This is a genomic window from Streptomyces sp. NPDC059788, assembly GCF_042732265.1.
GTDB lineage: Bacteria > Actinomycetota > Actinomycetes > Streptomycetales > Streptomycetaceae > Streptomyces.
The window spans coordinates 99,509-123,391 of the sequence record NZ_JBHWHY010000026.1; the positions used below are offsets into that span (position 1 = coordinate 99,509).

Sequence of the window (23,883 nt, forward strand, 5' to 3'; positions counted from 1 at the left end):
TCAGTCGACCTCCTCAACCGTCACGAGGTGGCGGACGGTGTGCACCATGCCGCGGAACTCGGGGCGGTCCTCCTTGACGACCTGCGTGTTGATGCCCTTGAGACCAAGGGAACGCAGGGTGTCACGGTGGTTCTGCTTGCTGCCGATGATGGACTTGGTCTGCGTGATCTTGAGCGACGCCATTACGCGTTCACCCCGGCACGCGCCCGCAGCAGAGCGGCGGGAGCAACGTCCTCCAGCGGCAGACCACGGCGGGCCGCGATCTCCTCGGGCCGCTGAAGGCCCTGGAGCGCTGCGCGCGTGGCGTGCACGATGTTGATCGGGTTCGACGAGCCGAGCGACTTGCTCAGCACGTCGTGGATGCCCGCGCACTCCAGAACGGCGCGCACCGGGCCACCGGCGATCACACCGGTACCGGGGGAAGCCGGCTTGAGCAGGACGACGCCCGCAGCCTCTTCGCCCTGGATCGGGTGGGGGATGGTGCCGGCGATACGGGGGACCTTGAAGAAGTGCTTCTTGGCCTCCTCAACGCCCTTGGCGATGGCGGCCGGCACCTCCTTGGCCTTGCCGTAACCGACACCCACGGTGCCGTCACCGTCGCCCACCACGACCAGCGCGGTGAAGCTGAAGCGACGACCACCCTTCACAACCTTGGCGACGCGGTTGATTGCGACAACACGCTCGACGTAGGCGGTCTTCTCGGCAGCTGCGCCGCCGTCCCGCCGGTCCTTACGGTCCCGCCGCTCGCCGCCACCGGCACCGCTCCCGCGGCGCTGGGGTCCAGCCATTGGAATTACCTCTCTCTGTTACGTCCGCTAGCTCGGAACCGGGGCTAGAACTTCAGCCCGGCTTCGCGGGCGGCGTCGGCCAGAGCGGCAATCCGCCCGGCGTACTGCTTGCCACCACGGTCGAACACGACGGCCTCGACACCGGCGGCCTTGGCGCGCTCGGCGACCAGGGAGCCGACCTGCTTGGCCAGGTCCGTCTTGTTGCCCTCGCCACCGCGGATCGACGCGTCCAGGGTCGACGCCGACGCCAGGGTGTGACCCTTGATGTCGTCGATGACCTGGGCGGTGATGCCACGGTTGGACCGCGTCACGACCAGACGCGGACGCTCCTGCGTACCCGAAATCCGCTTACGGATGCGGATGTGGCGACGCTTGGCGGCGGCGCGCTTGTAGGCGTCACCCTTCGCGACCTTCACACCGTATGCCATGGCTTACTTACCAGCCTTTCCGACCTTGCGGCGGATGACCTCGCCGGCGTACTTGACGCCCTTGGCCTTGTACGGGTCGGGCTTGCGCAGCTTGCGGATGTTCGCGGCGACCTCGCCGACCTTCTGCTTGTCGATGCCCTCGACGCTCAGCTTGGTCGGGGACTCGACCTTGAACGAGATGCCCTCGGGCGCCTCGACCAGGATCGGGTGGCTGTAGCCGAGCGAGAACTCCAGGTTGGAGCCCTTCGCCTGGACGCGGTAACCGACACCGCTGATTTCGAGCGCCTTGGTGAATCCCTGGGTCACGCCGGTGATCATGTTCGCCACCAGCGTGCGGGACAGGCCGTGCAGGGCCTTGTTCTGACGCTCGTCGTTCGGGCGGGTGACGGCGATGAAGCCGTCCTCACCCTTGGCGACCTCGATGGGCGCGGCGACGGTGTGCTGCAGGGAGCCCTTGGGACCCTTCACCGAAACCGTGCGGCCGTCGATGGTGACGTCCACACCAGCGGGAACCTGGATGGGCAGCTTGCCAATACGCGACATTAGCTATTCCTCCGTTCCCGAATTACCAGACGTAGGCGAGAACTTCTCCGCCTACGCCCTTCTTGCTGGCCTGCTGACCGGTGAGGAGCCCGTGCGACGTGGAGATGATCGCCACGCCCAGGCCGCCGAGCACCTTCGGCAGGTTGGTGGACTTTGCGTAGACCCGCAGGCCCGGCTTCGAGATGCGCTTGATGCCGGCGATCGAGCGCTCGCGGTTCGGGCCGAACTTCAGCTCGAGGGTGAGGTTCTTGCCGACCTCGGCGTCCTCGACCTTCCAGCCGGTGATGTAGCCCTCCTGCTGGAGGATCTCCGCGATGTGCGACTTGATCTTGCTGTGCGGCATCACGACGGTGTCGTGGTACGCCGAGTTCGCGTTACGCAGACGCGTGAGCATGTCTGCGATGGGGTCAGTCATGGTCATGAATTGGCCTTCGGCCTCTCTCGCCGGGGTTTCCTGTATGCGCCATCCCTCTCCCCGAGCTGGGTCGGGACGGGTGCGGCGCGGGGACCTTCGGCGTAGTAAGTCGTTCCTGGGCGACGGGGCGCCCAACCCTTCTACCCTACGGGATCAAAGGGCGGGGCCCCGCCGAACAGATGCTTACCGAGAGACTCCGGAACCACCCACATGTCTCCTGCCGCCCCACCAGGCGCCCGCGAGGGCGCTGGTCGGACGAGCGGAAGGGGGTGTTACCAGGAGCTCTTGGTCACGCCCGGCAGCTCGCCACGGTGAGCCATCTCACGGAGGCACACGCGGCACAGGCCGAACTTGCGGTACACGGAGTGCGGCCGGCCGCAGCGCTGGCAACGCGTGTACGCGCGCACAGCGAACTTCGGCTTGCGGGCCGCCTTAGCGATCAGAGCCTTCTTCGCCACGGTCAGTTCTCCTTGAACGGGAAGCCGAGGTGACGAAGCAGGGCGCGGCCCTCATCGTCGTTGGACGCCGTGGTGACCACGGTGATGTCCATGCCCCGCTGCCGGTCGATCTTGTCCTGGTCGATCTCGTGGAACATGACCTGCTCCGTGAGACCGAAGGTGTAGTTGCCCCGACCGTCGAACTGCTTCGGGGACAGACCACGGAAGTCGCGGATGCGCGGCAGCGCGAGCGACAGCAGGCGGTCCAGGAACTCCCACATGCGGTCACCACGGAGGGTGACGTGGGCACCGATCGGCTGGCCCTCGCGCAGCTTGAACTGCGCGATGGACTTACGGGCCTTGGTGACGGCCGGCTTCTGACCGGTGATCGTGGTGAGGTCCTTGATGGCACCCTCGATCAGCTTGGAGTCGCGGGCGGCGTCGCCCACACCCATGTTGACCACGATCTTGGTCAGACCCGGGATCTGCATGACGTTCTCGTAGGAGAACTCGTCCTTCAGCTTCCCGGCGATTTCTTCGCGGTAGCGCTGCTTGAGGCGCGGCGCGTTGGTGGTGGCAGTCATCAGATGTCCTCACCGGTCCGCTTGGCAACGCGGATCTTGTTGCCTTCGTCGTCGAAGCGGTACCCGACGCGGGTGACGACCTTGTTGCCGTCCTTCTCCACGACGAGCTGCACGTTGCTCACGTGGATCGGGGCCTCGGTCGTCACGATGCCGCCGGTCTTGGAGCCACGAGCGGTCTGACCGGCCTTGGTGTGCTTCTTGACCCGGTTGACACCCTCGACCAGGACACGGTCCTCGCGGGGGAAGGCCGCGATGACCTTGCCCTGCTTGCCCTTGTCCTTGCCGGTGATGATCTGGACCAGGTCGCCCTTCTTGATCTTCATCGGTTACAGCACCTCCGGCGCGAGCGAGATGATCTTCATGAACTTCTTCTCGCGCAGCTCCCGGCCCACGGGGCCGAAGATGCGGGTGCCGCGGGGGTCGCCATCGTTCTTGAGGATGACGGCCGCGTTCTCGTCGAAGCGGATGTACGAGCCGTCCGGACGGCGGCGCTCCTTGACGGTGCGAACGATGACCGCCTTGACGACGTCACCCTTCTTCACGTTGCCACCGGGGATCGCATCCTTGACGGTGGCGACGATGACGTCACCGATGCCCGCGTAGCGGCGGCCCGAACCACCGAGAACACGGATGGTGAGAATTTCCTTCGCACCCGTGTTGTCGGCGACCCGAAGCCGCGACTCCTGCTGGATCACGTCTATCTCCTGATCGTCTGCCGGTTCCCGGCGGGGGCCTCATCGCTGAGGCCCACCGCCGAGCCTGGCGGAACTGACCTGGGGGAAACCCCCCAGGCGGTATCTATGAAAATTCCCGAACGGGAATTTCCTTACTTGGCCTTCTCGAGGATCTCGACGATGCGCCAGCGCTTGCTCGCCGACAGCGGACGCGTCTCCATCAGGAGGACGCGGTCGCCGACACCGGCAGCGTTCTGCTCGTCGTGCGCCTTGAGCTTGTTCGTACGGCGGATGACCTTGCCGTACAGCGCGTGCTTGACACGGTCCTCGACAGCGACGACGACGGTCTTGTCCATCTTGTCGCTGACGACGAGGCCCTCACGGGTCTTGCGGAAGCCGCGCTCGTTCGTCTCAGTCACATTCTTCTCGCTCATCAGGCGCTCTCCACCGTCTCGATGCCCAGCTCGCGCTCACGCATCAGGGTGTAGATCCGGGCGATGTCCTTGCGGACGGCCTTCAGCCGGCCGTGGTTCTCAAGCTGTCCGGTCGCCGCCTGGAAGCGGAGGTTGAACAGCTCCTCCTTGGCCTCGCGGAGCTTCGCAACGAGGTCCTCGTTGTTCAGCTCGCGCAGCTCGGTCGCCTTGGTACCGGCCGCCATCACGACTCACCTGCCTCGCGCCGCACGATGCGGCACTTCATCGGAAGCTTGTGGGCGGCGCGGGTCAGCGCCTCCTTGGCAACCTTTTCGTTCGGGAAGGACAGCTCGAACATCACCCGACCGGGCTTGACGTTCGCGACCCACCACTCCGGAGAACCCTTACCGGAACCCATGCGGGTCTCGGCCGGCTTCTTCGTCAGCGGGCGGTCCGGGTAAATGTTGATCCAGACCTTGCCGCCACGCTTGATGTGACGGGTCATGGCGATACGAGCGGACTCGATCTGCCGGTTCGTCACGTAGGCGGGGGTCACGGCCTGAATGCCGTACTCACCGAAGGCAAGCTCGGTGCCACCCTTGGCCATACCGTTGCGCTTCGGGTGGTGCTGCTTGCGGTGCTTGACCCTGCGAGGGATCAGCATGTCGGTCAGCCCTCCGTTCCGGTGCTCTCAGCAGCCGGAGCAGCGGCAGCGGCCTCGGCCTTGGGGGCCTCGGCAGCGGCGTTCTGCTGCGGCTTGCGGCCGCCACGGCCGCCGCGCTCGCCACCGCGACGCGGGCGGTCGTTGCCGCCACCGCGGGCCGGGCGGTTGCCCGCACGGGCGGCAGCGTTCTCGGCGCGGACCTCGGCGATGTTCTTGACGTCGCCCTTGTAGATCCAGACCTTCACACCGATACGGCCGAAGGTGGTCTTGGCCTCGAAGAAGCCGTAGTCGACGTTGGCGCGGAGCGTGTGCAGGGGCACGCGGCCCTCGCGGTAGAACTCCGAGCGCGACATCTCGGCGCCGCCGAGACGGCCACCACACTGGATCTTGATGCCCTTGGCGCCGGCCTTCATCGTCGACTGCATGCTCTTGCGCATGGCGCGACGGAAGGAGACGCGGGAGGACAGCTGCTCGGCGACGGCCTGGGCCACGAGCTGAGCATCGGTCTCGGGGTTCTTGACCTCGAGGATGTTCAGCTGGACCTGCTTGCCGGTCAGCTTCTCCAGTTCGCCGCGGATGCGGTCGGCCTCGGCGCCGCGGCGGCCGATGACGATGCCCGGACGAGCGGTGTGGATGTCGACGCGGACGCGCTCACGGGTGCGCTCGATCTCCACCTTCGAGATGCCGGCGCGCTCCATGCCCTTCGTCATCATGCGACGAATGGCGACGTCTTCCTTGACGTAGTCCTTGTACAGCTTGTCGGCGTACCAACGCGACTTGAAGTCGGTGGTGATGCCGAGCCGGAACCCGTGCGGGTTTACCTTCTGGCCCATTACCGGGTTCCTTCCTTGCTGCTGACGACCACGGTGATGTGGCTGGTCCGCTTGCGGATCCGGTAGGCACGGCCCTGGGCACGCGGACGGAACCGCTTCAGGGTCGGACCCTCGTCTACGTACGCCTCGCTGATGACCAGCGAGGAGGCGTCCGTGTGGTCGTAGTTGTGCGCCGCGTTGGCAATGGCGCTGTCCAGCACCTTGCCGACGGGCACGCTCGCGGCCTGCGGGGCGAAACGCAGGACCGCCTGAGCCTCCGTGGCATCCATGCCACGGATAAGGTCCACCACGCGGCGGGCCTTCATGGGCGTGACGCGGATGTACCGCGCCTGGGCCCTGGCTTCCATGGTTGTCCCTTCGGTGTCAGTCATAGTCTTCGCACTCCGGTCGATCAGCGACGACGCGACTTGCGGTCGTCCTTCTCGTGGCCGCGGAAGGTGCGGGTCGGCGCAAACTCGCCGAGCTTGTGGCCGACCATCGACTCGGTGACGAACACCGGGACGTGCTTGCGGCCGTCGTGCACCGCGATCGTGTGGCCGAGCATGGCCGGGACGATCATGGAGCGGCGGGACCAGGTCTTGATGACGTTCTTGGTGCCGGCTTCGTTCTGCGTGTCCACCTTCTTGCTCAGGTGGTCGTCGACGAAGGGCCCCTTCTTGAGACTACGCGGCATCTAAACCCGCTCCTAGCGCTTCTTGTTCGTCTTGCGGCGGCGGACGATGTACTTGTTCGAAGCCTTCTTCGGCGAACGCGTACGACCCTCCTTCTGGCCCCAGGGCGAGACCGGGTGGCGACCACCGGAGGTCTTGCCCTCACCACCACCGTGCGGGTGGTCGACCGGGTTCATCACGACACCACGCACGGTCGGGCGGACGCCCTTCCAGCGCATACGGCCGGCCTTGCCCCAGTTGATGTTCGACTGCTCGGCGTTGCCGACCTCGCCGACAGTGGCGCGGCAGCGGACGTCGACCAGGCGGATCTCACCGGACGGCATACGAAGGTGGGCCATGGTGCCCTCCTTCGCCAGCAGCTGCACGGAGGCACCCGCGGAGCGGGCGAACTTCGCGCCGCCGCCGGGCCGCAGCTCGATGGCGTGGATCGTCGTACCGACCGGGATGTGGCGCAGCGGCAGGTTGTTGCCCGGCTTGATGTCGGCGCCCTGGCCGTTCTCGATCCGAGCGCCCTGCACCAGGCCGCGGGGGGCGATGATGTAGCGCTTCTCGCCGTCCGCGTAGTGCAGGAGCGCGATGCGCGCGGTGCGGTTCGGGTCGTACTCGATGTGCGCGACCTTGGCCGGCACGCCGTCCTTGTCGTGACGACGGAAGTCGATCACGCGGTAGGCGCGCTTGTGGCCACCGCCCTGGTGGCGAACGGTCACACGACCGGCGTTGTTACGGCCGCCCTTGCTGTGCAGCGGGCGGACCAGCGACTTCTCCGGCGTGGACCGCGTGATCTCGACAAAGTCGGCGACGCTGGAGCCACGACGGCCCGGGGTCGTCGGCTTGTACTTGCGGATACCCATTTCTCAGTCCTCGTCCGATTCCGGACGACTCGGACTCCGTTAGGAGACCGGGCCGCCGAAGATGTCGATACGGTCGCCCTCGGCGAGGGTCACGATGGCGCGCTTGGTGTTGGCGCGCTTACCGAAACCGGTGCGGGTGCGCTTGCGCTTGCCCTGGCGGTTGATCGTGTTGACCCCGGTGACCTTGACCGAGAAGACCGCCTCGACGGCCTGCTTGATCTGGGTCTTGTTCGCACGCGGGTCGACGATGAACGTGTACTTGTTCTCGTCCAGCAGCGCGTAGCTCTTCTCGGAGACGACCGGCTTGACCAGAAGGTCGCGCGGGTCCGAGAAGGACTTGCTGGTAACGGTCGCCTCAGTCATCAGGCGGCGCTCCCTTCGAGCTCAGCGGCCTTGGGACCAGCCACGAAGGACTCGAAGGCGGCCTTGGTGAAGACCACGTCGTCGGAGACGAGCACGTCGTACGTGTTCAGCTGGCCCGGCTCCAGGATGTGGACCTGGGGCAGGTTGCGGGCGGAGAGCCACGCGGCCTCGTCGGCGCGCTCGGCGACCAGCAGCACGTGCTTGCGCTCGCTGATCTTGCCGAGGAGAGCCTTGGCGGCCTTGGTGGAGACCTCGCCCTCGACCACGCCGGAGACGACGTGGATGCGGCTGTTGCGGGCCCGGTCGGTGAGGGCACCGCGCAGGGCGGCGGCCTTCATCTTCTTCGGGGTCCGCTGCGAGTAGTCACGCGGCACGGGACCGTGCACGACGCCACCGCCGGCGAACTGCGGCGCGCGGGTCGAACCCTGGCGCGCGCGGCCGGTGCCCTTCTGGCGGTACGGCTTCTTGCCACCGCCGCGGACCTCGCCGCGAGTCTTGGTCTTGTGCGTGCCCTGACGGGCCGCGGCCAGCTGCGCGACAACGACCTGGTGGATCAGCGGAACGCTGACCTTCGCGTCGAAGATCTCCGTGGGGAGCTCGACGGTCCCGGCCTTGTCGCCTGCCGGCGAAAGGATGTCAATGGTGCTCATCGGTTACCTCAGGCCCCCTTGGCCGCGGTACGGACCAGGACGAGGCCGCCGTTCGGACCAGGAACTGCGCCCTTGATGAGCAGCAGACCCTTCTCCGCGTCAACGGCATGGACGGTCAGGTTCTGGGTGGTGACCCGCTCGTTGCCCATACGGCCGGCCATCCGCATGCCCTTGAACACGCGGCCCGGGGTGGCGCAGCCACCGATGGAGCCCGGCTTGCGGTGCACGCGGTGGGCACCGTGCGAAGCCTTGCCGCCGTGGAAGCCGTGACGCTTCATGACACCGGCGAAGCCCTTGCCCTTGCTCTTGCCGGTCACGTCCACCTTGACGCCCGACTCGAAGGTCTCGGCGGTCAGCTCCTGGCCGAGGGTGTACTCACTGGCGTCAGTGGTACGGACCTCGACGAGGTGACGGCGGGGGGTGACGTCGGCCTTCGCGAAGTGGCCCTTGAGGGGCTTGTTCACCTTGCGCGGGTCGATCTCGCCGAAGGCGATCTGGACGGAGTCGTAGCCGTCCTGGTCATTGGTGCGCACCTGGGTAACGACGCAGGGGCCGGCCTTGACCACAGTGACCGGGACGACACGGTTGTTCTCGTCCCAGACCTGGGTCATGCCGAGCTTCTCGCCCAGGATGCCCTTGATCTGCTTAGCCATCTCTACTGCGCCTCTCAGAGCTTGATCTCGATGTCAACGCCGGCCGGAAGGTCCAGGCGCATCAGCGAGTCAACGGTCTTGGGCGTCGGGTCGAGAATGTCGATCAGGCGCTTGTGCGTGCGCATCTCGAAGTGCTCGCGCGAGTCCTTGTACTTGTGCGGCGACTTGATGACGCAGTACACGTTCTTCTCGGTGGGGAGCGGCACCGGGCCCGCGACCGACGCACCAGTACGGGTCACCGTCTCGACGATCTTCTTCGCCGACGTGTCGATGACCTCGTGGTCGTAGGCCTTGAGCCGGATGCGGATCTTCTGTCCCGCCATGGCTACTTCGTAGTCCTGTCTCTCGTAACGCTCTGGGACCCGGTGCGTTGCCGTTCATCCACCGACCCACGCGGTCGGGCGTGTCGCGCTCCTTCCCGCAGATCTCCGCAAGGGTGATCCTTCGAGAAGGAAAACGTGGGGGATGAACACCCACCGGGCGCCTGGCTGAGGCACCCCGCTGCACTTCCCGGAAGATTCCCGTACTTCCGCCTCTGATAAGAGGCGACGAATACCTAGGACTCGCTTCCAGTCCTCCCGGCGGGAGGCGCGCAGCATCGGCACTCAACCGAGCAACCTGGACAGTGTGCCACACCAGCGGCGAACGCTGCCAATCGAGCGGGAGATCGTACACCGCGCCACACCGTCCGGGTGCACGGACCCGTCTCCGACGCGCCGGAACGGAACACCGGCGAAGGCCGCCCGGCCCCTCCCCTACGCCGCGATGGCCATCTGCCACTGGATGCGGGCGGGCTCCTCCGTGTGGCGGTCGTCACCCTCGACGGCGAAGGCGGCGTGCGGGAAGTCGCGGACCTGGCGCAGCCACTCGCCGACCGTCGCCGTGCCGGGTACGGGCACGACGCGGCCGGAGCGGCCCGGGCCGCGGCTGGACAGGACGGTGACCGTGAACTGGTCGGTCTCGGTCACCAGCACCACGTCGTGCGGGAACTGCGCCACGCGCTCCATCACCCCGCGCGCCGGCTCCCGACCGTCGGCCACGACCAGGACGTGGTTGCCGTGCCCGTCGGTGGTGCCGTCGAACCCGGCCAGTATGCCCAGGAACCGGTTTATGTGGCGGTTGCGCAGTTCCTCGATGACGCGCTGGCGCCCCTCCTGGAAGCCCGGGGTCGCGGCGAACCGGAACGTCAGCGCGACCCGGCCGGCCAGCGCCACGTCGATCTCCGCCATCTCCTCGCGCGTGGGGTGGGCGGCCCCGTCGTCCAGGCCGTGCGCGGCGAGCCAGCGGTTGACCTCCGACCACAGCCAGGCCTGGGAGCGCCCTACGGTCCCCTCGGCCTCCGGGAAGGGCGCGCCGCGGGCCTTGCGTGCCCCGGCGGCCCACTGGGCGACGTTCTGCCGGGAGCGGCCCGTGCGCTCGGCGATCTCGTGCATGCCCACCAGGTCGCGGTCGAGGCGGCGCACCCGCAGGCGCGGCACCGCGGCCCGCGCCGCCGACGCCGCTTCGAGGGCGGCCCGCACGGCGCAGTCGCCGGGCCAGGTGACGCTGAGCAGGTCGGCGCCGCCGGCCCGCGCGAGGAGGGCGTCGCAGCTGTCGCGCAGCGCGTCGACGGCGTCCTGGTCGTCGACGCTCGCGCCCGTGACGACGAAGGTGAAGTCGTAGTCCATGACGGCGTCCCCCTAGTCCTCCGGCAGGGTTGCAGGTCTGTTGTCGTTCGTCAACAGACAAAGCATGACAAAGCCTGGCGAACATCGCGCGGCCAACTGTCGCAAAACGAACGATCTCCGACGGCCCACCTCAGTTGACGCGACGGTCACGCTTCGCCGCGCGGCATCCCCGTGAGACTTCGGTTCGCCGCGCCACAGGGCAGGGGGCACCGGGACGCCAGGCGGTCGATCGTGCGCGCGTGCGCGGTGGCGCTGCGCGGCGTACCGGCCACGGGGATGGCGGTGCAGCGCCCCTCGCACGGGCAGTAGAGCCGCCCCCAGTGCCCGTCCTTGCGCAGCACCCACCCCCGGGCCACCCACTTCTCCAGGACCCGCCGCACGTCCTTCTTGGGGTGGTCGCCGGGCTTGATCTCGTTCGCGGCCACCCGCTCACCGCCCGTCGGCGCGTACGGACGGCCCCAGCGGCGCGCGGCGCGCGCACGGCTTCGGGGCGGGCGCCGGGCCGCCGCCGAACGGCGGCCCGGCGCGGACGACGGGGTGAGCAAGTACCACGAGAGGCTGACTCCTCCGGTGCCGACTGGACTTGTTGGCGACGCCCGCCCCCCTCGGCGCGAGCCGCCCCTCCCAAGACGGTGACGCTCCGACACCAGCACGTTACTCCAAATGACGGAAGCCTCCTCGGTAATTCGTGCGCGCCACACCCCGCGAGCCGAACTTCCACCACTCGCGGCACGGCGCGGCGCGCACTCCGCTCCCCGGCTCCGGCGCACCACCGCGCGCGCCCGAGCGCCCCGCGACCGCCGAGCGCGAAAAGAAAACCGGCCGGACGGAATGGGCGCCGCAATTGACTCCCCAGAAAAGTCCTACAGCTCACAAGAAATGGAAGCCTTCCGAATGAAGCCGGAGAGTCCGGCGACTGAAGGGCACCGCCGGGGGAATCCTGGACCGTATCGACGCGGGAGGGAGCTGCCATGACCCGATTCCGATACGGAAACGGAAACGGAAATCCCGCGCCCGCGTACGGACAAAATCCGTTCCCGGTCCCCGCGAGGGAGCGGCGGACGTGACCGGCGCGCCGGGCCCCGCCCCCGCATCCCTGCCGCCCCGCCGCGCGTCGGGTCCGTCCGGGCGGGCCGCCGCGGCCTTCGGATCGCTCCGCATCCGCAACTACCGGCTGTTCGCCGCCGGACAGGCCGTATCCCACACCGGGACGTGGATGCAGCGCATCGCCCAGGACTGGCTGGTCGTCGAGCTGACCGGCTCCTCCGCCGCCGTCGGGGTCACCATCGGCCTCCAGTACGCGCCCATGCTGCTCCTCGGCCTGCACGGCGGCCTGATCGCCGACCGGATGCCCATGCGCCGGCTGCTGCTGTGGACCCAGACCGCGCTGGGCGCGACGGGCCTGGGCCTGGCCGCGCTGGTCCTGTCCGGCCAGGCGCGCCCCTGGCATGTGTACCTGATGGCGGCCGCGCTGGGTCTGGTCTCCGTCGCGGACGCCCCCGCCCGGCAGGCGTTCGTCGCCGAGCTGGTCGGCCCCGAGCAGCTGCGCAACGCGGTGAGTCTGGACGCCGCCGTCTTCCAGACCGCCCGTCTGATCGGCCCCGCGGTCGCCGGTGTCGTGATCACGGCGGTGGGCAGCGGCTGGGCCTTCCTGCTCAACGGCCTCTCCTACCTCGCGCCGCCGGCCGCCCTGCTGCTCATGCGCACCGGCGAGATACACCCGGCCGCGCGCGCCCCACGCGGCGGCGGCCAGGTCAGGGCGACGCTGCGGCAGGTCGCCCGCGACCCCGGCCTGCTGTGGCCCATCGTGCTGGTCGCCTTCGTCGGCACGTTCGGCTTCAACTTCCCCGTCTGGCTGACCGCGTTCACCGTGCAGGTCTTCCACACCGGCTCCGGCGTGTACGGGCTGCTCAACTCCCTGCTGGCGGCGGGCGCGGTGGCGGGCGCCCTGTGGGCGGCGCGCAGCCTCGCGCCGCCGCGGCGGGTGCTGACCATGGCGGCGCTGCTGTTCGGCGCGCTGGAGACGGCCGCCGCCCTCGCCCCCGCCCTGTGGCTCTTCGCGGCCCTGCTGGTCCTGGTCGGCACGACCGGCCTGGTCGTCACCGTCACCGCCAACGCACATGTCCAGCTGACAGCCGACGCGGCGACGCGGGGCCGGGTGATGAGCCTCTTCAAGATCGCGTTCATGGGCGGTACGCCGGTGACCGCGCCGGCCGTCGGCTGGGTCACCGCGGCCTGGGGGCCCCGTACCGGCTTTCTCACCGGTGGCCTGGCCTCCCTCGCGGCGGCCGCGGGGGTCGGCCTGGTGCTGTCCCGTACGAAGGCGTGACCCCGGCCGCGACGGATTCTCCGTACGGAATTCCCGCGCACGCCGTCACGTATCCCCGTATCCGCACTTCAGTCAACCGCGTCTCCGCGCCTCCGCCGCCGCGCATGAATGGCGCCCGCATTCCGCTCGTCCGCGCAAATTCCACGCACACAAAGAAACGCAACCCGAAAGAAAAACTCCATCCGCCTCCCCCATGCACACAACCCCACGAAAACCCGAACCCGAACCCGAACCCGAACCACGCATCACCGGAGGAAAAAAACCCATGCCCCGGATGAACCCACCGCGCGAAAACCGCCCGCCGTCCCCGCACCCCGTCATCGCCGTGAGCGGACCGGCCCGCGTGGGCAAGGACACCCAGCTGCGCATGCTGGCCCGCCGCACCCCGCAGATCGAGATCTCCGCGCCCGCGGAGAAACACGCCCCACGGTGGCCCGCCCTCACCGGCACGGAGAGAACCGGGTGGTGGCTCGAAGGTGCTTCCTACCGGGAGCTGGCGGACGTCCTCGCCACTTCGTACCTGTCCCGCGCCCGGCAGCCCCAGGCCTGTGACCTGCGAGGCGTACGGCAGGGCCTGCCCATGCTGGAAGCGGCGCTGGCGGCCGTCGTCGCGGTGCGCGAGCACTGCGGTACGGCACGGGCGGCCCGTGCCGCCCGCGCCGCGCTCGCGCCGTACCGCACCGCCCTGCGCGCCGCCGAGGAGAGCGAATACGGCGTCGTCCTGCTGCACGACGAGGACCCGGCCCGCGGCGCCGCGCGCGGCCTGGCCCGCTCCCCCGCCCCCGACAGCCACCTGGAGAGCTACCAGCGACGGCTCCACGACCAGATCCACCGTCTCCTCGACGAAGGACGCTTCGACGCGGCCGTCGTCGTCGGCGACCGGTCCGTCATCGACATCCAGCACGAGCTGCGCCAGTGCCTGCACCGGCGCTACCCCGCGGTGCCGGAATGCGCGCTCTCCCGCGTACGGGTGGTGGCGCTCGGCGGCGACTGCGACCAGGCGCGCGACGCCGCGGGCGAGTACCTGCGGACCCGCCGCGGCTACGCCCGGCTGGACGCGGAACACCTCCTCGGCGCCACGGCCCCCGGCCCGGCCGGTACGCGGGCCGACGACGCCGCGAACCGGGCCGAGCGCATCGCCGACGGCCTCGACCGCTACTGCGCGGCGCACCCGTTCCTCGACCGCGTCAGCATCGAGCCCGTACGCGACCACGGCACCCTCGCCGAGCTGCGAAGGATCTTCGGCGACCGGCTGCGCGCCACCGCACCCGAACCCCTCGGGCCGGACACCGCGGGGCAGGGAGCGGCACGGCAGGGGGCCTCGGGCCGGGCCCCCGCCGCCCCCTGGGCGCAGCTGAGCCTCCAGCGGCGGCTGGACCGCCTGGCCTTCGACGCGGCCTGGACCTTCCGGCCGCCGAGACCCGTGGCCGTCCACAGCCTGGGGCTTCCGCCGTGCCTGGGGACCTACCTGCGCGAACTGCGCGGGCGGCTGACGGGCCCGCGCCCGGCCGTGGACCTGCTCGCCGTCACCGGCAGCGCGGCCCGGGGCACGTACCAGCACGGCTGGAGCGACCTGGACGTGCTCGTGCTGGCACCGCAGGACCGGCTCCCCCGGCTCCGGGGCGTACGCACCGAGCTGGAACCGGTGCTCGAAGGGGTGCGGATGACGATGACGGTGCTCACCGAGGACGAGCTCCGCGCGGGCGCGCTGCCGTCGCGGCTGCTGCACGTCCTCACCCTCAGCGGGGCGGGTGCGATCGCGCCGCTGTGGTGCGCGCCCGGCCTCGTCCTGCCCGTACCGGACGCCGTGACGTACGCGGACGTCAGTGTGCGCGACGGCGTGCGGGCCGCCGTCACCCTCCGCAAGCAGCTCCTGCTCGGCGAACCGGACCTGCGGGTGCTCTACAAGTCCACCGCCCTCCTCGCGAAGATCATGCTGCGGCTGGAGAGCGGTGCCGAGTACCCGGCCGACGACCAGGCCCTCGCCGCTTTCCACCGTCGGCAGCCCGACGGCACCGGCGAAGCGCCCGGCGACGTACGGCACGACCGCGCCGAGGCCGAACGGGTGGCCGGTGCCGTGCTGCGCGGCTGGCTGGCCACGCTCACCGCCGGGCCGGCGGCCACCCCACCGGCCGCCGGGCTCCCGTACAGCGGTGCTCCGGAGAACGGCGGTCCGCACACCGGTGCTCCGAAGAACGGCGGCCCGTATCCCGGTACTCCGAAGAACGGCGTCCCCCGCCCCGCCTTCCCCGAGGGCACCGGCCATGGCGTCAGCTGACCTCCGCCGCCCGTTCGGCTCCGGCCTGTCCCTGGCGGCGCAGACCGTCCGGGTCGGCTCCCTGTCCTGCATGTCGACGGCGCAGGAACGCGAGATGCTGTCCGCGTTCAACCGGTACGGCTTCGCGGTCCTGCGCAGCACGGAGCGCGCGGGGAGCCGTCAGGACCTGCTCGGTCTGCGGTGGCGCTTCGGCACCCCGGCACCGCACCCGCGGGCGGACGACGACGGGATCGTGCCGATCACGCCCGCGGAGCCGGTCGACGGTTTCCCCGGCTCCACCCGCTCGGAGCACCTGCTGCACACGGACGGCGCCTTCCGCGACCGCCCCGAGGCCCTCATCACGCTCCAGTGCGTACGCCCGGCCGCCCGCGGCGGACTGTCCGTGCTGGCCAGCGCCCAGGCGGCCCGCCAGCACCTGGCGCGGCACTTCCCGGGGCGGTGGCAGGCGCTGACGGAGCCCGACGCGCTGACCATCACCCGTACCGGCCGGACCAGCACGCAGCCGCTGTTCCGGCACCGCGGCGGCGTCTGCGGCCTGAAGTTCCGGATGCCGGACGGCATGTCGCGGGTCGTGCCGCGCCCGGACGTCCGGGACCAGTTCGCGGAGCTGTGCCGCTTCTTCGCCGCCCCCGCGAACCGGCTGGCCTTCAAGCTCGCCCCCGGCGACGTGCTGATCGCCGACAACTCGGCCGTCGTCCACGGCCGGACGACCATCCCCGCCGGCGAGCCCCGCATGCTGCGCCGTCTCAACTTCGACGCCACGGGGCCGACCTGCGCCCGTATGGTCTTCGGCTTCCCCGCGGCCCCGGCCGCACGGTGACGGCACACGGCCACGCGGTGACGGCGCCCGGCCACGCGGTGACGGCGCCCGGCCGAAAACACACCCGCCGCCCCCACCGACAGCTCCGCCGACGCGCCTCTCCCGGAACCGACCGGCGTCCGGCCGACCGGCGTCCGGTGCACCGGCGTCCGGTGGACCGGCCGACGGTGGACCGGCCGACGGTGCCCCCGCCCCTAAAAGACCAAAGGACCGGGGGGAAATTACCCAACCCTCCCCTACCGTCCCCGTTGTCACCCACCTGGGTGATCAGGAGGCGGAATGGTGGCTTCCGCCGGGCCGGAGGGTGCACTCTCAGCCACAGCGGCATCCGCGCCGCAAAAGCCCCCGTCATATGCAAATGGCCCTCGACCGGGACTGACATCCCGAGCGAGGGCCCGCCCGCCTGGAAGCACGAACTTCCGGCGGACCTGACCACCAAGGAAGAAGACCCTTCCCGATGGACGACCTGCAGCCTAGTACCCAAGAACGCCCCTGTGACCCGGTTCGCCGATACGCCACCGGTCTGCGCAAGATCAGCGGCAGCCGCCCCAAGCGCTACGTGATCATCGGCAACCACCTCGCGCAGCACCGCGAGCTGTCCGCGATGGCGATCGGCATCGCGACGTACATCCTGTCCCTGCCGGACGGCTCCCCGGTCGACATCGTGACCCTGGCCAAGCGCTTCCCCGAAGGCCGCGAACGGATCGCCGCCGCCCTGCGCCAACTGGAGGACCGCGGCTACATCGAGCGGGCCAGGCAGCGGGGCGACCGGGGCAGGTTCCGCACCGTCACGTACGCGTACGCGAACCCGGAGACCCCCGACGAGCCCCCCGACAACACCCCCACGACGCCCACCACCACCCCCGCCACAAACCTCCCGCCCCAGCCCCAGGCCCCACCCCCGATCCCGAAACCCCGCACCACTCCACCCCCGCCCGCAGCCCCACCCCCTGCTCCCGCCTCCCGACCCCGCGCACCCGGCACCCCCGCCCTCCTCGCCCCCACCCCCCTCGACCTCGCCGAGCTGACCTACCGCGGCTTCGTCCAGGCCCCGCCCCGGCCCGCACCCGAACCGCCCCCGGCCACCCCCGCGCAGCCGTCCCCCAAGCCCTCAGCGGCCGCCTTGGACGTCCTGTCGGGCCTCCGCGCGGACGATCCCCGCCTGCTGCTCTCCCAACGCGACGTACACCGGCTCGCGCCGAGCGTCGCCCGCTGGCTGGAGCGAGGCGTCTCCCCCGAGTCCGTACGCCGCGCTCTCACCGCCGACCTGCCGCCCCGCGTCAAGATCCCGGCGGCCTTCGTCGCCCACCGGCTCGACGACCTTCTGCCTCCCCCGCTCCCCGAGCCCCCGGCACAGCCACACGTCCTGCCCCTGCGGAACTGCCCGGAATGCGACCTGGCCTTCCGATCCGCACACGCGGACCTCTGCAACCCCTGCCTACGCCGAACGGGAGCCCCCGCCTAGGCGCCGCTCCGGGCACCGTCCCGCGGCCGGGCCTCCGCCGGCCGAGCCCCGTACCTCCGAAAGGCCCGGACAGCACCCGGGTGCCACTGCCCACGCTCCACCGGCAGCACCTCAGCCGACCACCCGGCCGACCGGGCCACACCGAGCGCGTACTCCGCCCCTGCCCGCCCACGGAACGACTTCGTCCCGCCCCGCTCACCGCCCCTGCACAACCGCCTGCGGGCTCCGCTCCGTGTCGCCGCCCGGCACCGGCTCCGAGGCGTCCGTGCCCAGGGCGACGATCCGGTTGTTCGCGTCCACGTGGACGACGCGCGGGCGCAGCGCGCGGGCCTCGGCGTCGTCCACCTGGGCGTAGCTGATGAGGATCACCAGGTCGCCGGGGTGGACGAGGTGCGCGGCGGCGCCGTTGATGCCCAGGACGCCGGAGCCGCGTTCGCCCTCGATGATGTACGTCTCCAGGCGGGCACCGTTGGTGATGTCGACGATGTGGACCAGCTCGCCGGGCAGCAGGTCGGCGGCGTCCAGGAGGTCGGCGTCGACCGTGACCGAGCCGACGTAGTGCAGGTCGGCCTGGGTCACGGTGGCACGGTGGATCTTGGACTTGAACATGGTGCGCTGCACGGTGTCACTCCCGGGAGAAGGGTCGCGTCCTCGGCGGGTACGCGCCGATCCGCTCATGCTAGGCAGCCGCGCTGTGCAGCAGAAGGGACCGGGGCCCGCAGTTGAACACCCGCCCCGGCCCTGAACAGCGAGAGGCACCGACCGGCAGAGCTCCGCACAGCGACGGCCCCCGAACAGCGAGAAGCCCCGCTCACCCGAAGGTGAGCGGGGCTTCTCTGAGCGCTCAGAAGAGCTGCCGGGTCTCCCCGACCGTCAAGGACTTACTTGACGATCTTGGTGACCTGGCCGGCGCCGACGGTCCGGCCACCCTCACGGATGGCGAACTTCAGGCCTTCCTCCATGGCGACCGGCTGGATCAGCTGGACCGACATCTCGGTGTTGTCGCCCGGCATGACCATCTCGGTGCCCTCGGGGAGGGTCACGACGCCGGTCACGTCGGTGGTACGGAAGTAGAACTGCGGGCGGTAGTTGTTGAAGAACGGGGTGTGGCGGCCACCCTCGTCCTTCGACAGGATGTACGCCTGCGCCTCGAACTCCGTGTGCGGGGTGACCGAGCCCGGCTTGATGATGACCTGGCCGCGCTCGACGTCCTCGCGCTTGATGCCGCGGAGCAGCAGACCGACGTTCTCACCGGCCTGGCCCTCGTCGAGCAGCTTGCGGAACATCTCGATGCCGGTGACCGTGGTGGTGGTCTTCTCGGTCTTGATGCCGATGATGTCGACGGTCTCGTTGACCTTGAGGACACCACGCTCGATACGACCGGTGACGACGGTGCCACGGCCGGTGATCGTGAAGACGTCCTCGATCGGCATCAGGAACGGCTTGTCGACGTCACGCTCGGGCTGCGGGATCGCCTCGTCGACGGCGGCCATCAGCTTGAGGACGGAGTCGCCCCACTCCTTGTCGCCCTCGAGCGCCTTGAGCGCCGAGACCTTGACGACCGGAACGTCGTCGCCCGGGAACTCGTACTCGGAGAGGAGCTCACGGACCTCGAGCTCGACGAGCTCCAGGATCTCCTCGTCGTCCACCATGTCGGCCTTGTTCAGGGCGACGACGATGTAGGGCACGCCGACCTGGCGGGCCAGGAGCACGTGCTCCTTGGTCTGCGGCATCGGGCCGTCGGTCGCCGCGACCACGAGGATCGCGCCGTCCATCTGGGCGGCACCGGTGATCATGTTCTTGATGTAGTCCGCGTGACCGGGGCAGTCAACGTGGGCGTAGTGACGGTTCTCCGTCTGGTACTCGACGTGCGCGATCGAGATGGTGATACCGCGCTGGCGCTCCTCGGGCGCCTTGTCGATCATGTCGAAGGCCGAGGCCTCGTTCAGGTCCGGGAACGCGTCGTGCAGCACCTTGGTAATGGCGGCCGTGAGGGTCGTCTTACCGTGGTCGATGTGACCGATGGTGCCGATGTTGACGTGCGGCTTAGTCCGCTCGAACTTCGCCTTCGCCACTGGGTCCTCCTGAAGTGGTTCTGTACGCCTTACTCATCGGCGCCAGGTGATCTTTGCTGGGATGCCGGCCGCCGGGGCCCCCTCGCGGGTGGCGGGGACGGGCCCCGGCAGACGGTGTCAAGCCTAAAGCGTCTTGCGACTCGTGCGAGCCGGTACTACTCGCCCTTGGCCTTCGCGATGATCTCCTCGGCGACGTTCCGCGGAACCTCGGCGTAGGAGTCGAACTGCATCGAGTAGCTTGCGCGACCCGAGGTCTTGCTGCGGAGGTCTCCGACGTAGCCGAACATCTCCGAGAGCGGAACCAGGCCCGTGACGAGCTTGGCGCCGTGGCGGTCCTCCATGGACTGGATCTGACCGCGACGCGAGTTGATGTCGCCGATGACGTCACCCATGTAGTCCTCGGGCGTCGTCACCTCGACCTTCATCATCGGCTCCAGCAGGGCCGGGCTGGCCTTGCGGGCGGCCTCCTTGAAGGCCATCGAACCGGCGATCTTGAAGGCCATCTCCGAAGAGTCGACCTCGTGGAACGCGCCGTCGAGGAGCACGACCTTGACGCCGGTCAGCGGGTAGCCGGCGAGCACGCCGAACTCCATGGCCTCCTGGCAGCCCGCGTCCACGGACGGGATGTACTCCCGCGGGATACGGCCACCGGTGACCTTGTTCTCGAACTCGTACCCGTCGCCCTCAAGCGGTTCGAGCGCGATCTGCACCTTCGCGAACTGGCCGGAACCACCAGTCTGCTTCTTGTGCGTGTAGTCCAGACGCTCCACCGGCTTGCGCAGGGTCTCGCGGTACGCGACCTGCGGCTTGCCGACGTTGGCCTCGACCCGGAACTCGCGCTTCATACGGTCGACCAGCACGTCGAGGTGCAGCTCGCCCATACCCGCGATGATGGTCTGACCGGTCTCCTCGTCCGTGTGGACCTGGAAGGACGGGTCCTCCTCGGCGAGACGCTGGATGGCGACACCCAGCTTCTCCTGGTCGCCCTTGGACTTGGGCTCGATGGCGACCTGGATGACCGGGGCCGGGAACTCCATCGACTCCAGGATGACCTGGTTCGACGGGTCGCAGAGGGTCTCACCGGTGGTGGTCTGCTTCAGACCCATGACGGCGACGATGTCGCCGGCACCCACCGAGTCGATCTCCTCACGCTTGTTCGCGTGCATCCGGTAGATCTTGCCGATGCGCTCCTTCTTGCCCTTCACCGAGTTGGTGACCTGCGAGCCGGCCTCAAGGCGGCCCGAGTACACCCGGATGAAGGTGAGCTTGCCCAGGTGGGGGTCGCTCGCAATCTTGAACGCGAGAGCGGCCAGCGGCTCGTCCTCGGAGGGACGGCGCGTGATGACCTGCTCGGCGTCGTTGACCGCGTGGCCGTCGATGCCCTCGACGTCCAGCGGCGACGGCAGGTAGCGCACGACCGCGTCGAGCAGGGGCTGCACGCCCTTGTTCTTGAAGGCGGTACCGCAGAACACGGGGGTGACGGTGACGTCGCCGCCCTTGCCCGAGTTGATGGTGATACGGCGGATCGCCGCGTGCAGCTGGTCCACGGTGGGCTCCTGGCCCTCCAGGTACAGCTCCATCATCTCTTCGTCGTTCTCGGCGACGGCCTCCAGCAGCTTCCCGCGCCACTCGTCGGCGGCCTCGGTGTGCGTGGCCGGGATGTCGACGGTGTCGTACATCTCGCCCTTGGCGGCCTCGGCGGACCAGACCAGCGCCTTCATGGAGACGAGGTCGATGACGCCCTTGAAGTCCGCCTCGGTGCCGATCGGCAGCTGCATCACGATCGGGGTCGCGCCCAGGCGGTCCACGATCATGTCGACGCAGCGATGGAACTCCGCACCGGTGCGGTCGAGCTTGTTGACGAAGCAGATACGCGGCACGCCGTAGCGGTCCGCCTGGCGCCAGACGGTCTCGGACTGCGGCTCAACACCGGCAACGCCGTCGAACACCGTCACCGCACCGTCGAGCACGCGCAGCGAACGCTCCACCTCGACGGTGAAGTCGACGTGGCCCGGGGTGTCGATGATGTTGATGGTGTGGTCGACGTTGTTCAGCGGCCAGTGGCAGGTCGTCGCGGCAGACGTGATCGTGATGCCGCGCTCCTGCTCCTGCTCCATCCAGTCCATCGTGGCAGCGCCGTCGTGGACCTCACCGATCTTGTACGAAACACCGGTGTAGAACAGGATCCGCTCGGTGGTGGTCGTCTTGCCCGCGTCGATGTGGGCCATGATCCCAATGTTGCGGACCTTGGCCAGGTCAAGCGAAGTGGTGGCCATAGTGGCTCAATCTTCTCTCGGTCTCGATGTGGGTAGCGACTACCAGCGGTAGTGCGCGAAGGCCTTGTTGGACTCGGCCATCTTGTGGGTGTCCTCACGCTTCTTGACCGAAGCGCCGAGGCCGTTCGAGGCGTCCAGCAGCTCGTTCATGAGGCGCTCGGTCATGGTCTTCTCGCGGCGGGCGCGGGAGTAGCCCACGAGCCAGCGCAGCGAGAGCGTGGCGGCACGGCCGGGCTTGACCTCGACCGGGACCTGGTAGGTCGCGCCACCGACACGGCGGGACTTGACCTCAAGGGTCGGCTTGATGTTCTCCAGCGCGCGCTTGAGCGTGATGACCGGGTCGTTGCCGGTCTTCTCGCGCAGACCCTCCATGGCGCCGTAAACGATGCGCTCGGCGGTGGAGCGCTTGCCGTTCAGCAGAACCTTGTTGATGAGGGAGGTCACCAGAGGAGAGCTGTAGACCGGGTCAATGATGACCGGGCGCTTCGGGGCGGGGCCCTTACGAGGCATTCTTACTTCTCCTTCTTGGCGCCGTAGCGGCTGCGAGCCTGCTTGCGGTTCTTGACGCCCTGCGTGTCGAGGGAGCCGCGGATGATCTTGTACCGAACACCCGGCAGGTCCTTCACACGGCCGCCACGCACGAGCACGATCGAGTGCTCCTGCAGGTTGTGGCCCTCACCCGGAATGTAAGCGGTGACCTCGATGCCGCTGGTCAGACGCACACGCGCGACCTTACGCAGGGCCGAGTTCGGCTTCTTCGGGGTGGTCGTGAAAACACGCGTGCAGACGCCGCGGCGCTGGGGCGAACCCTCCAGTGCGGGCGTCTTGTTCTTCTCGACCTTGTCCTGCCGGCCCTTGCGGACCAGCTGCTGGATCGTAGGCACCGTTTCTCCGGTTTCTGTGTGCCAGTCTCGGTAAAGCTAACCTGGAACAATCCCCGACCCACGCGGTCGGGTGTGTCGAATACTGCAGACCCCTCGCTGGAACGAGGACGGCGGCAGATTGCGGTGTCGAGACCCGGCTTCCGTGCGGACGCTTGCACGCACGGCAGCACGAGGACACCCCAGGCACAAGGTCAGAGCGTACCTACCGCATGGGCTGCGGTCAAAACAAATGCACACGCGAAGGACACGCCGGACTCCCCCGGCGCTGCGGCCACCGTAGTGCGATCAGGGGCCGTACGGAAGAAGGCTCCACCATCGCTGCACGCGCCGTGGCGGGCGCCGTGAGGGGTGTCGGGCCCTTCTGCGGGACCTACCGTACCCCCGCGTGCCGGAGCCTTTGTACGCCCCCGCCGCGCCCTCAGAGGTGCGCGATCCCCACCATCACCATGAAGACGAAGAACAGCAGCCAGCCGCCGATGCCGAGCCAGCCCAGGATCAGCCCGGCGACCGCCTGACCGTCCCCGCGCTCGCCCGTGCGGCGGATCTCCGCCCGCGCCTTGTGCCCCAGGATGACCGCAGGTATGGACGTCAGCCCCCAGGTCACCGGCGTGAGGATGCCGCAGACCAGGGCGCCCGTCGCCGAGCCGTTCGTGGGCGCCACCACCGGCATCGGCGCCGGCATGAACGCCGGGGGCACCGCCGGACGGGGCGCGAACTGCGACTGCGGCACCGGCCCCTGCGGCAGGTCCGCCACCAGCATCTGGAGCTCGCCGTGGGTCAGCGCCTGATAGGCGCGGCCGATCCGCTGCTCGTACTCCTCCTGGGGAAGCCGGCCCTCGGCGAACCCGGCCTTCAGCACGTCCACCGCACGCTCGCGATCGGCGTGCGAGGCACGCATCGCCGGAGCCTGACCGGAACCCTGCACCGGCTGCCCGCCTTGCCACGGCGCCGGCTGCCCACCCTGCCACGGCTGGAACGCCACCCTGAGCACCTCCCCCACATTAGGCAGTACACCCATCATTCAGTACGCGCCGGCCGAGCGCACGGTTCCCCGGGCGACGAATCCGCGGCGCGCCACCGCACCATCCCGGCCACCCGCGCACGGCCACGCGGCCCGTACGC

Annotated in this window: 32 protein-coding genes; 4 read left to right on the forward strand and 28 right to left on the reverse strand. The window is 69.2% G+C overall.

Going from position 1 to position 23,883, the window contains the following annotated elements:
- The 22 genes from rpmD to ACFV57_RS23335 form a co-directional block, all read right to left on the reverse strand.
- Positions 1-183 (reverse strand): 50S ribosomal protein L30, encoded by a 183-nt coding sequence (gene rpmD / locus ACFV57_RS23230; RefSeq protein WP_360124500.1) that lies wholly within the window; start codon positions 181-183, stop codon positions 1-3.
- Positions 183-788 carry a 30S ribosomal protein S5 gene (gene rpsE / locus ACFV57_RS23235; RefSeq protein WP_385235431.1) on the reverse strand — a complete coding sequence of 202 codons (606 nt, stop codon included), beginning with the start codon at positions 786-788 and terminating at the stop codon, positions 183-185. Before rpsE ends, rpmD begins: the two co-directional genes overlap by 1 nt.
- Positions 789-832: 44 nt before the next feature.
- Complete coding sequence (gene rplR, locus ACFV57_RS23240; RefSeq protein ID WP_385235434.1) at positions 833-1,216, reverse strand: 50S ribosomal protein L18; 384 nt, start codon at positions 1,214-1,216, stop codon at positions 833-835.
- A gap of 3 nt (positions 1,217-1,219) precedes the next feature.
- Positions 1,220-1,759, reverse strand: a complete 540-nt coding sequence (rplF, locus tag ACFV57_RS23245) for a 50S ribosomal protein L6 (RefSeq protein WP_073768965.1) — start codon at positions 1,757-1,759, stop codon at positions 1,220-1,222.
- 22 nt (positions 1,760-1,781) lie between these two features.
- Complete coding sequence (rpsH, locus tag ACFV57_RS23250) at positions 1,782-2,180, reverse strand: 30S ribosomal protein S8 (RefSeq protein WP_227046489.1); 399 nt, start codon at positions 2,178-2,180, stop codon at positions 1,782-1,784.
- Between the two features lie 266 nt (positions 2,181-2,446).
- On the reverse strand, positions 2,447-2,632 hold the full coding sequence (locus ACFV57_RS23255) for a type Z 30S ribosomal protein S14 (protein ID WP_004571834.1): 186 nt from the start codon (positions 2,630-2,632) through the stop codon (positions 2,447-2,449).
- Positions 2,633-2,634: 2 nt separating this feature from the next.
- Positions 2,635-3,195, reverse strand: a complete 561-nt coding sequence (gene rplE, locus ACFV57_RS23260) for a 50S ribosomal protein L5 (RefSeq protein WP_030016984.1) — start codon at positions 3,193-3,195, stop codon at positions 2,635-2,637.
- Entirely contained in the window at positions 3,195-3,518 is a 324-nt protein-coding gene (gene rplX / locus ACFV57_RS23265) for a 50S ribosomal protein L24 (RefSeq protein WP_360124509.1), read from the reverse strand. Before rplX ends, rplE begins: the two co-directional genes overlap by 1 nt.
- A 3-nt stretch (positions 3,519-3,521) precedes the next feature.
- Complete coding sequence (gene rplN, locus ACFV57_RS23270) at positions 3,522-3,890, reverse strand: 50S ribosomal protein L14 (protein ID WP_003974257.1); 369 nt, start codon at positions 3,888-3,890, stop codon at positions 3,522-3,524.
- Positions 3,891-4,021: 131 nt separating this feature from the next.
- A complete protein-coding gene (gene rpsQ, locus ACFV57_RS23275; RefSeq protein WP_030589651.1) occupies positions 4,022-4,303 on the reverse strand; it encodes a 30S ribosomal protein S17 in 282 nt (93 codons plus the stop codon).
- On the reverse strand, positions 4,303-4,527 hold the full coding sequence (gene rpmC, locus ACFV57_RS23280) for a 50S ribosomal protein L29 (protein WP_004950453.1): 225 nt from the start codon (positions 4,525-4,527) through the stop codon (positions 4,303-4,305). Before rpmC ends, rpsQ begins: the two co-directional genes overlap by 1 nt.
- Positions 4,527-4,946: a 50S ribosomal protein L16 gene (rplP, locus tag ACFV57_RS23285; RefSeq protein ID WP_004571829.1), complete on the reverse strand. Its 420-nt coding sequence runs from the start codon at positions 4,944-4,946 to the stop codon at positions 4,527-4,529. The genes rpmC and rplP overlap by 1 nt, the downstream gene beginning before the upstream one ends.
- Before the next feature lie 5 nt (positions 4,947-4,951).
- Complete coding sequence (gene rpsC / locus ACFV57_RS23290) at positions 4,952-5,779, reverse strand: 30S ribosomal protein S3 (protein WP_004571828.1); 828 nt, start codon at positions 5,777-5,779, stop codon at positions 4,952-4,954.
- Complete coding sequence (gene rplV, locus ACFV57_RS23295) at positions 5,779-6,126, reverse strand: 50S ribosomal protein L22 (protein ID WP_004571827.1); 348 nt, start codon at positions 6,124-6,126, stop codon at positions 5,779-5,781. Before rplV ends, rpsC begins: the two co-directional genes overlap by 1 nt.
- Before the next feature lie 44 nt (positions 6,127-6,170).
- Complete coding sequence (rpsS, locus tag ACFV57_RS23300) at positions 6,171-6,452, reverse strand: 30S ribosomal protein S19 (protein WP_030016988.1); 282 nt, start codon at positions 6,450-6,452, stop codon at positions 6,171-6,173.
- A gap of 12 nt (positions 6,453-6,464) precedes the next feature.
- Complete coding sequence (gene rplB / locus ACFV57_RS23305; protein ID WP_073768979.1) at positions 6,465-7,301, reverse strand: 50S ribosomal protein L2; 837 nt, start codon at positions 7,299-7,301, stop codon at positions 6,465-6,467.
- A gap of 39 nt (positions 7,302-7,340) precedes the next feature.
- A complete protein-coding gene (gene rplW, locus ACFV57_RS23310; protein WP_030016990.1) occupies positions 7,341-7,664 on the reverse strand; it encodes a 50S ribosomal protein L23 in 324 nt (107 codons plus the stop codon).
- Positions 7,664-8,314: a 50S ribosomal protein L4 gene (gene rplD / locus ACFV57_RS23315; protein ID WP_385235444.1), complete on the reverse strand. Its 651-nt coding sequence runs from the start codon at positions 8,312-8,314 to the stop codon at positions 7,664-7,666. The genes rplW and rplD overlap by 1 nt, the downstream gene beginning before the upstream one ends.
- 8 nt (positions 8,315-8,322) lie before the next feature.
- Complete coding sequence (gene rplC, locus ACFV57_RS23320) at positions 8,323-8,967, reverse strand: 50S ribosomal protein L3 (RefSeq protein ID WP_030016992.1); 645 nt, start codon at positions 8,965-8,967, stop codon at positions 8,323-8,325.
- A gap of 14 nt (positions 8,968-8,981) precedes the next feature.
- Positions 8,982-9,290 carry a 30S ribosomal protein S10 gene (gene rpsJ / locus ACFV57_RS23325; RefSeq protein ID WP_004571821.1) on the reverse strand — a complete coding sequence of 103 codons (309 nt, stop codon included), beginning with the start codon at positions 9,288-9,290 and terminating at the stop codon, positions 8,982-8,984.
- Between the two features lie 432 nt (positions 9,291-9,722).
- Positions 9,723-10,634, reverse strand: a complete 912-nt coding sequence (locus ACFV57_RS23330) for a hypothetical protein (protein WP_385235449.1) — start codon at positions 10,632-10,634, stop codon at positions 9,723-9,725.
- A 146-nt stretch (positions 10,635-10,780) separates the two neighbouring features.
- A complete protein-coding gene (locus tag ACFV57_RS23335) occupies positions 10,781-11,059 on the reverse strand; it encodes a hypothetical protein (RefSeq protein ID WP_385235452.1) in 279 nt (92 codons plus the stop codon).
- Positions 11,060-11,697: 638 nt separating this feature from the next.
- On the opposite strand from ACFV57_RS23335, the gene ACFV57_RS23340 reads away from it, so the two are divergent.
- From ACFV57_RS23340 to ACFV57_RS23355, 4 genes are all read left to right on the forward strand, one after another.
- Positions 11,698-12,963, forward strand: coding sequence for an MFS transporter (locus ACFV57_RS23340; protein WP_385235455.1), 1,266 nt, complete (start codon positions 11,698-11,700; stop codon positions 12,961-12,963).
- Between the two features lie 265 nt (positions 12,964-13,228).
- Positions 13,229-15,241, forward strand: coding sequence for a nucleotidyltransferase domain-containing protein (locus tag ACFV57_RS23345; protein ID WP_385235458.1), 2,013 nt, complete (start codon positions 13,229-13,231; stop codon positions 15,239-15,241).
- The gene (locus ACFV57_RS23350; RefSeq protein WP_385235461.1) at positions 15,228-16,061 is read left to right on the forward strand and encodes a TauD/TfdA family dioxygenase; all 834 of its coding nucleotides are present in this window, start codon (positions 15,228-15,230) and stop codon (positions 16,059-16,061) included. Before ACFV57_RS23345 ends, ACFV57_RS23350 begins: the two co-directional genes overlap by 14 nt.
- A gap of 457 nt (positions 16,062-16,518) precedes the next feature.
- Positions 16,519-17,526 carry a hypothetical protein gene (locus ACFV57_RS23355; RefSeq protein WP_385235464.1) on the forward strand — a complete coding sequence of 336 codons (1,008 nt, stop codon included), beginning with the start codon at positions 16,519-16,521 and terminating at the stop codon, positions 17,524-17,526.
- A 195-nt stretch (positions 17,527-17,721) separates the two neighbouring features.
- Here the strand turns inward: ACFV57_RS23355 and panD are convergent, their stop codons facing one another.
- The 6 genes from panD to ACFV57_RS23385 all read right to left on the reverse strand — a co-directional run bounded on the left by panD (position 17,722) and on the right by ACFV57_RS23385 (position 23,659).
- Complete coding sequence (gene panD / locus ACFV57_RS23360; RefSeq protein ID WP_385235467.1) at positions 17,722-18,147, reverse strand: aspartate 1-decarboxylase; 426 nt, start codon at positions 18,145-18,147, stop codon at positions 17,722-17,724.
- Positions 18,148-18,407: 260 nt separating this feature from the next.
- Complete coding sequence (gene tuf, locus ACFV57_RS23365; protein ID WP_361149173.1) at positions 18,408-19,601, reverse strand: elongation factor Tu; 1,194 nt, start codon at positions 19,599-19,601, stop codon at positions 18,408-18,410.
- Positions 19,602-19,756: 155 nt separating this feature from the next.
- A complete protein-coding gene (gene fusA / locus ACFV57_RS23370) occupies positions 19,757-21,877 on the reverse strand; it encodes an elongation factor G (protein WP_385235471.1) in 2,121 nt (706 codons plus the stop codon).
- 39 nt (positions 21,878-21,916) lie between these two features.
- Positions 21,917-22,387 carry a 30S ribosomal protein S7 gene (gene rpsG, locus ACFV57_RS23375; protein ID WP_030017001.1) on the reverse strand — a complete coding sequence of 157 codons (471 nt, stop codon included), beginning with the start codon at positions 22,385-22,387 and terminating at the stop codon, positions 21,917-21,919.
- A gap of 2 nt (positions 22,388-22,389) precedes the next feature.
- The gene (rpsL, locus tag ACFV57_RS23380) at positions 22,390-22,761 is read right to left on the reverse strand and encodes a 30S ribosomal protein S12 (protein ID WP_003948652.1); all 372 of its coding nucleotides are present in this window, start codon (positions 22,759-22,761) and stop codon (positions 22,390-22,392) included.
- A 418-nt stretch (positions 22,762-23,179) separates the two neighbouring features.
- Positions 23,180-23,659, reverse strand: a complete 480-nt coding sequence (locus ACFV57_RS23385) for a DUF1707 and DUF4190 domain-containing protein (RefSeq protein WP_385235474.1) — start codon at positions 23,657-23,659, stop codon at positions 23,180-23,182.
- Positions 23,660-23,883 lie beyond the last annotated feature (224 nt).

Excerpts from the sequence above, each read along its gene's own strand:
- rpsG (WP_030017001.1), bottom strand. The coding sequence starts at position 22,387 with ATGCCTCGTAAGGGCCCCGCCCCGAAGCGCCCGGTCATCATTGACCCG.
- rpsS (WP_030016988.1), bottom strand. The coding sequence starts at position 6,452 with ATGCCGCGTAGTCTCAAGAAGGGGCCCTTCGTCGACGACCACCTGAGC.
- ACFV57_RS23330 (WP_385235449.1), bottom strand. The coding sequence starts at position 10,634 with ATGGACTACGACTTCACCTTCGTCGTCACGGGCGCGAGCGTCGACGAC.
- ACFV57_RS23345 (WP_385235458.1), top strand. The coding sequence starts at position 13,229 with ATGCCCCGGATGAACCCACCGCGCGAAAACCGCCCGCCGTCCCCGCAC.
- rplB (WP_073768979.1), bottom strand. The coding sequence starts at position 7,301 with ATGGGTATCCGCAAGTACAAGCCGACGACCCCGGGCCGTCGTGGCTCC.
- rplR (WP_385235434.1), bottom strand. The coding sequence starts at position 1,216 with ATGGCATACGGTGTGAAGGTCGCGAAGGGTGACGCCTACAAGCGCGCC.
- rpmD (WP_360124500.1), bottom strand. The coding sequence starts at position 183 with ATGGCGTCGCTCAAGATCACGCAGACCAAGTCCATCATCGGCAGCAAG.
- rpsH (WP_227046489.1), bottom strand. The coding sequence starts at position 2,180 with ATGACCATGACTGACCCCATCGCAGACATGCTCACGCGTCTGCGTAAC.
- rpsJ (WP_004571821.1), bottom strand. The coding sequence starts at position 9,290 with ATGGCGGGACAGAAGATCCGCATCCGGCTCAAGGCCTACGACCACGAG.
- rplD (WP_385235444.1), bottom strand. The coding sequence starts at position 8,314 with ATGAGCACCATTGACATCCTTTCGCCGGCAGGCGACAAGGCCGGGACC.
- rplX (WP_360124509.1), bottom strand. The coding sequence starts at position 3,518 with ATGAAGATCAAGAAGGGCGACCTGGTCCAGATCATCACCGGCAAGGAC.
- rplC (WP_030016992.1), bottom strand. The coding sequence starts at position 8,967 with ATGGCTAAGCAGATCAAGGGCATCCTGGGCGAGAAGCTCGGCATGACC.
- rplF (WP_073768965.1), bottom strand. The coding sequence starts at position 1,759 with ATGTCGCGTATTGGCAAGCTGCCCATCCAGGTTCCCGCTGGTGTGGAC.
- rplP (WP_004571829.1), bottom strand. The coding sequence starts at position 4,946 with ATGCTGATCCCTCGCAGGGTCAAGCACCGCAAGCAGCACCACCCGAAG.
- rpsC (WP_004571828.1), bottom strand. The coding sequence starts at position 5,779 with ATGGGCCAGAAGGTAAACCCGCACGGGTTCCGGCTCGGCATCACCACC.
- rplE (WP_030016984.1), bottom strand. The coding sequence starts at position 3,195 with ATGACTGCCACCACCAACGCGCCGCGCCTCAAGCAGCGCTACCGCGAA.
- fusA (WP_385235471.1), bottom strand. The coding sequence starts at position 21,877 with ATGGCCACCACTTCGCTTGACCTGGCCAAGGTCCGCAACATTGGGATC.
- rplV (WP_004571827.1), bottom strand. The coding sequence starts at position 6,126 with ATGGAAGCCAGGGCCCAGGCGCGGTACATCCGCGTCACGCCCATGAAG.
- rpmC (WP_004950453.1), bottom strand. The coding sequence starts at position 4,527 with ATGGCGGCCGGTACCAAGGCGACCGAGCTGCGCGAGCTGAACAACGAG.
- rpsE (WP_385235431.1), bottom strand. The coding sequence starts at position 788 with ATGGCTGGACCCCAGCGCCGCGGGAGCGGTGCCGGTGGCGGCGAGCGG.
- ACFV57_RS23385 (WP_385235474.1), bottom strand. The coding sequence starts at position 23,659 with ATGCGTGCCTCGCACGCCGATCGCGAGCGTGCGGTGGACGTGCTGAAG.
- rplW (WP_030016990.1), bottom strand. The coding sequence starts at position 7,664 with ATGACTGAGGCGACCGTTACCAGCAAGTCCTTCTCGGACCCGCGCGAC.
- ACFV57_RS23350 (WP_385235461.1), top strand. The coding sequence starts at position 15,228 with ATGGCGTCAGCTGACCTCCGCCGCCCGTTCGGCTCCGGCCTGTCCCTG.
- ACFV57_RS23355 (WP_385235464.1), top strand. The coding sequence starts at position 16,519 with ATGGACGACCTGCAGCCTAGTACCCAAGAACGCCCCTGTGACCCGGTT.
- rpsQ (WP_030589651.1), bottom strand. The coding sequence starts at position 4,303 with ATGAGCGAGAAGAATGTGACTGAGACGAACGAGCGCGGCTTCCGCAAG.